The sequence below is a fragment of the Nocardia sp. No.11 genome (assembly GCF_038752175.1).
GTDB lineage: Bacteria > Actinomycetota > Actinomycetes > Mycobacteriales > Mycobacteriaceae > Nocardia > Nocardia canadensis.
In genome coordinates this window covers 63,302-68,533 of sequence record NZ_JBCGFB010000022.1, presented here as the reverse complement: position 1 = coordinate 68,533, position 5,232 = coordinate 63,302, and the positions used below count along the sequence as shown (strand labels likewise).

Here is a 5,232-nt window from a genome sequence, read left to right as displayed (position 1 = left end):
GGGAGGGCGGCAGCGAGCGCGGCGTCGACGGCGGCCACGCGACCGGTAGCTCCACCGGTGGCGGTGGCGGCGGCGGTGGTGGCGGCAGCCACGGTGGCGGCAAGGGCCACGGCGCGCAGGACGGGAACGACGGTGGCGGCGGTGGTGGCGGTGGCGGCCAGTCGATGGTCGTCCCCGTCGCCGGGCAGCGCCCGCATTTCTACAACGGCCCCGACGGCAGCTACGGCAACCGTGATCGCCTCAACGACGGCAAGGTAGAGCTGATCGTCCCGATCCCCTCGAAACGCAGCCGGGTGGAACTGATCTCGGGCAACAGCCAGAGCGCCTACTCGGGCCAGCCGTTCGCCCAGCCGCTGCGGGTGCGTTTCGTCGACGCGATCCACGGACCGCAGGCGGGCAAATCGATCACCTTCTCGATGCCCGCCGGACAGCCGCGCGCCGCGGTCTTCGCCGACGGCGGTGACAGCACCCGGGTGACCACCGACGCCGACGGCTTCGCCCAGGTGAACCTGACCGCGCTGCCCGCCGCGCAGCAGGGCGAGCTGACCGGCGGATTCCTGGTCCGGGCCGCGGCCTCCGACGACCCGGCCCACCTGATCGGCGGCGCGGTGTTCCGGCTGCACGACGACCGGGTGCCGACCGAGATCGAGGTGACCACCAGCGCGCCGGACCAGATCTCGCAGGTCGGTCAGCCGGTGAGCTTCAGCGCGAAAGTCGCCCAGCAGCCGGGCACCACACCGGCATTCGGCACGCCGGCCGGGCATGTGCGCTTCGAGATCGACGGTGTCGCGACGCCGGGTCCGATCGAGCTGGTCGACGGGGTGGCGACCCTGCCCGCGATCAGCGGGTTGCGGCCGGGCACCCACCACGTGCTGGCGACGTATCTCGCCGACGACCCGACCCGCGTCTTCGCCCCCGTCTTCGGCAGTGTCGGCCTGCTGGTGCAATCGGTGAAACTGCCCACCGAGGTGCGTCTGACGCTGCCGCCGTCGCCCGTCCTCGCCGGCGCGGTCGTCGGCGCCACGGTCACCGTGCCGACGCCGCAGCCGGACGCGCCGAAACCCACCGGTGCGATCCAGTTCGGTCAGAACGGGTCCCTGCTCGGTGATCCGGTGACCATCGCCGCCGACGGCACGGCGAGTTCGCCGCCGCTGCGCGCAGGCTTGGGGACGATCGAGGCGCACTATCTCGGCGACGAGGTCTACGAGCAGTCGCGGGTCGAGGCCGAGCTCACCGTCTACACCGCGACCTCGACGACCACGGTCACCGCCAACCACAATCCGGTCACCTATTTCGAACAACTGGACCTCACCACGACGATCACCCGTGCTCCCGCGGGCGAGATCGACACCGGCACCGTCCGGTTCGCCGCCGACGGAAAACCGCTCGGCGCGCCGGTTCCCGTCGACGACGGTCTCGCGATCGCCCGCGATGTCGACGTGTCCCACCTCGGCTTCGGCACGCACCTGGTCACCGCCGACTACTCCGGCGACGCGGACACCGGCGTCGCGCCGAGTCGCGGCACCATGACGCTGTGGGTGCTGAAGGTCGGTCAGTCGCCCGGCGACCACCCCGCTGACGTGGGCGTGCACCTCGACCTGCCACGCACCGCCGACCCGGGCGATCGGGTGACGGCGACGGTCACCGTCACCAATGTCGGCGGTCGGCAGGCGACGGAGGTCGAGGCCAGGCTGTCGACCCAGGGCTGGAGCCGGGTGGTCGATCCCGGCGGCGGCGAGGTGCGGCCGACGCACGTGCGCTTCCGGCTCCCCACGCTGGCGGCGGGCGAGACCAGGACCTACACCGTCGTCCTCGAAGCGCCGCCGCGCCTGGCGCTGATCACCGCGTTCCTGCACGCGTCCAGCACCAGCACCGACGCGAACCCGGTGAACAACCTGCATCTCGCGTCGACCTTCGTGCGAGCAGGGGCGAGCTGAGACCGATCCCGCGGCGGCTGGGTCCGGCCCGGCCAGCGACTCGCACGCGGGCCGGACCAGCGCCGGTAGCGGTCGGGAACATGCGGCACGCGCGATCTAGGCTGCTGGCATGACGGTGCATTTCATCGGGGCCGGCCCCGGCGCGGCCGACCTGCTGACGGTGCGCGCGGTGACGCTGCTGCGCGAGAGCCCGGTCTGCCTGTACGCGGGCACCTACCTCGACCCCGAGGTGCTGGCCCACTGCGCGCCCGGCACCGAACTGATCGACACCCAGCATCTCGACCTGGACCAGATCACCGACCGCCTCGTCCGCGCGCACCGGGCGGGCAACGACGTCGCCCGGCTCTGTTCGGGCGACCCTTCGATCTACTCGGCGCTGACCGAGCAGACTCGCCGCCTGGACGCCAACGGCGTCCCGTGGGACATCACCCCCGGCGTCCCCGCCTACGCGGCCGCAGCGGCTGCCCTGGGCGCCGAATTGACCGTCCCCGAGGTCGTCCAGTCGGTCGTGCTCACCCGTACCCGGGCTCGCTCGACCGCGATGCCCGCGGGCGAGGCCCTGGCCGCCTTCGCCGCCACCGGCGCCACTCTGATCCTGCACCTCGCCATCACCCGCCTCCGGGTCCTCGCGGCGGAACTGATCGACGAGTACGGCCCCGACTGCCCGGTCGCCGTCGTCTACCGGGCCAGCCAGCCCGAACAGCTGATCCTGCGCGGCACCCTCACCGATATCGCCGACCAGGTCGAAGCCGCCGACCTGCGCCGAGCCGCCGTGATCCTGGTCGGCCGCGCCCTGACCCCCTCGATCGACTGCGCCGGGTCCCACCTCTACGACCCGGCCCGCGTGCGCGAGCCCGCTGGGACAGACCGGTCGGTGTGAGCCACGCCTCATTCCTCGCGGCGGGGCGGTCCTCTCGCGACGATGTGAGGACGCAGACAAGCGTCAGCTAACGGGGTGGCGACGGCCTACCTGGGCCTATGCCGCGCGGCTATGGACGTGGTTGGTTGCCGGGCGAGCGCACCGGTAGATTGGTGCGATGGTTTGCGACGAGCACACCGGCGCTGCCGGTCCGACGGACGTGGGCATGGTCTCGGCCATGTAACAAGACCGGACGGCCTGACAGATAGTGCCAATGGACATTTTTTGCCTGATTGATTTCGAGAACTGAACCCGAGACGCAGGCGCCACGCTAGTTCTACAGCTGAGGCGCCTGCGTTCCGGTGTCGTCGGGGAGCGCCTGCCCAGGTGTTCCGGAAGCGAGGTTTGGGTTGGACCGGCTGGATTTCGGCGGAAACGGCGAAACTGGTGACGGACGTGGAGACTCTGCGGAGTACTTCCCGCTCTCGCCCGCACAGCTGGGTATCTGGTACGCGCAGCATGTCGACCCACAGGTGCCGATCAATATCGCCCAGTTCGTCGACCTGCGTGGCCGGCTCGATGTCCCGGTGCTCGAGCGGGTCAGCTCCCAGGCCGCCGCGGAGCAGCAGTCGGGCTTCCTGCGCATCGTCGAGATCGACGGCGAACCGATGCAGACCGTCGACCTCACCCTCGACGACACGCTGATCTACGTCGACCTGCGTGGCGAAGCCGATCCCGAGGCGGCCGCCGCGGCGTGGATGCGCGCCGAGTACAGCCGCCCGCTCGACATCGTCGACGACCGTCTCGTGCAGGCCGCGGCGCTGCAGCTCGAGGACGAGCGCTGGTACTGGTATGCCCGCGTCCACCACATCGTGCTCGACGGTTTCGGCGCCAACAACTTCGTCACCCGCACGGCACAGCTCTACACCGCGGCCGTCACCGGCACCGAGGCGCCGGAGAACAAGGCCACCGACCTGCGCGCGCTCTACGAGTCGGAGATCGCCTACCGCGACAGCTCGCGCTTCGAGTCCGACAAGGCGCACTGGGCCCAGCGCGTCGCCGGGCTGGAAGAGGGCAGCAGCCTCACCGGCCGGTCGGCGCCGCCGTCGCCGGTCAACGATGTCACCAGCGCCGCCCTGAGCCCCGCCCAGGACGAGCTGTTCAGCGAGGCCATCGCCCGCCACGACACCACCTCGGCGCCCCTGCTGATCGCCGGTTTCGCGGCGTATCTGGCGCAGATCACCGGTACCTCCGACGTCATCCTGAGTCTTCCGGTGACCGGCCGTACCACCGCGATCATGCGGCGTTCCGGCGGTGTGACCTCCAACATCGTGCCGCTGCGCCTGCGCGTGGGCCACGACACCACCGTCGCCGAGCTGCTGCGCTCGGTCACCACCGAGGTCTCGGGCGCGCTGCGGCATCAGCGCTACCGGCACGAGGACATCCGCCGTGATTCGGCGGGCGACGGCATGGTCGCCACGGAGTTCTTCGGCCCGTGGGTCAACATCATGCTGTTCGACAACGAGCTGCGCTTCGGCGACATGGACGGCACCCTCAACGTGCTCTCCACCGGTTCGATCGAGGACCTGGGCGTCAACTTCTATCAGTCGCACGGCGGCACCCGCTCCCACATCGACTTCGAGACCAACCCGAACCTGTACTCGGCGGCCGACGCGGCCACCCACCACGCCCGCTTCCTGGAGTTCTTCGATCGTTTCCTGGCCGCCGACGCCGCGCTGCCGGTGTGGTCGCTGCCGGTCACCGGCGCCGCCGAGCTGGAACGCTCGCTGACCGAGTGGAACGACTCGGCGCACGAGGTCCCCGCGACCACGCTGCCCGCGCTGCTGGACGCGCAGATCCCGCGCACCCCGGACAACATCGCCCTGGACTTCGAGGGCGCGACCCTGACCTACGCCGAGTTCGGCGCGCGGGTCAACCGCCTGGCCCGGTTCCTGATCGCCGACGGCGTCGGCCCGGAGTCGCTGGTGGCGCTGGGCATGCGCCGCTCGCTGGACCTGGTGATCGGTATGCACGCGGTGCTGCGCGCCGGTGGCGCGTACGTGCCGATCGACCCGGATCACCCGGCCGACCGCACCGCCTACATCCTCGAGTCCGCGGCACCGGTCTGCGTGCTGACCACCACCGGTGACGACCTGGACCTACCGGGCACGGTGGCCCGGGTGGAGATCGACACCCTCGATACCTCCGCGTTCGCCGATACCCCGATCACCGACGACGACCGGCTGGCGCCGCTGCGCCCGGACAACACGGCCTACGTCATCTACACCTCGGGTTCGACCGGTCGACCCAAGGGCGTCGCGGTCACCCATCACGCGATCGTCAACCAAGAGCTGTGGATGCTCGACGAGTACCGGTTGACCGCCGANCAAGGGCGTCGCGGTCACCCATCACGCGATCGTCAACCAAGAGCTGTGG

2 protein-coding genes and 1 pseudogene are annotated in these 5,232 nt (G+C 70.7%); all 3 read left to right on the top strand.

Going from position 1 to position 5,232, the window contains the following annotated elements; genetic code table 11:
- A partial coding sequence (locus V8688_RS09900) for an Ig-like domain-containing protein (protein ID WP_342800666.1) occupies positions 1–1,937 on the top strand: 1,937 nt, incomplete at its 5' end.
- A 109-nt stretch (positions 1,938–2,046) separates the two neighbouring features.
- The gene (gene cobM, locus V8688_RS09895; RefSeq protein ID WP_218716359.1) at positions 2,047–2,817 is read left to right on the top strand and encodes a precorrin-4 C(11)-methyltransferase; all 771 of its coding nucleotides are present in this window, start codon (positions 2,047–2,049) and stop codon (positions 2,815–2,817) included.
- A gap of 341 nt (positions 2,818–3,158) precedes the next feature.
- A pseudogene (locus V8688_RS09890) lies at positions 3,159–5,096 on the top strand (condensation domain-containing protein); the annotation flags it as partial.
- Positions 5,097–5,232 lie beyond the last annotated feature (136 nt).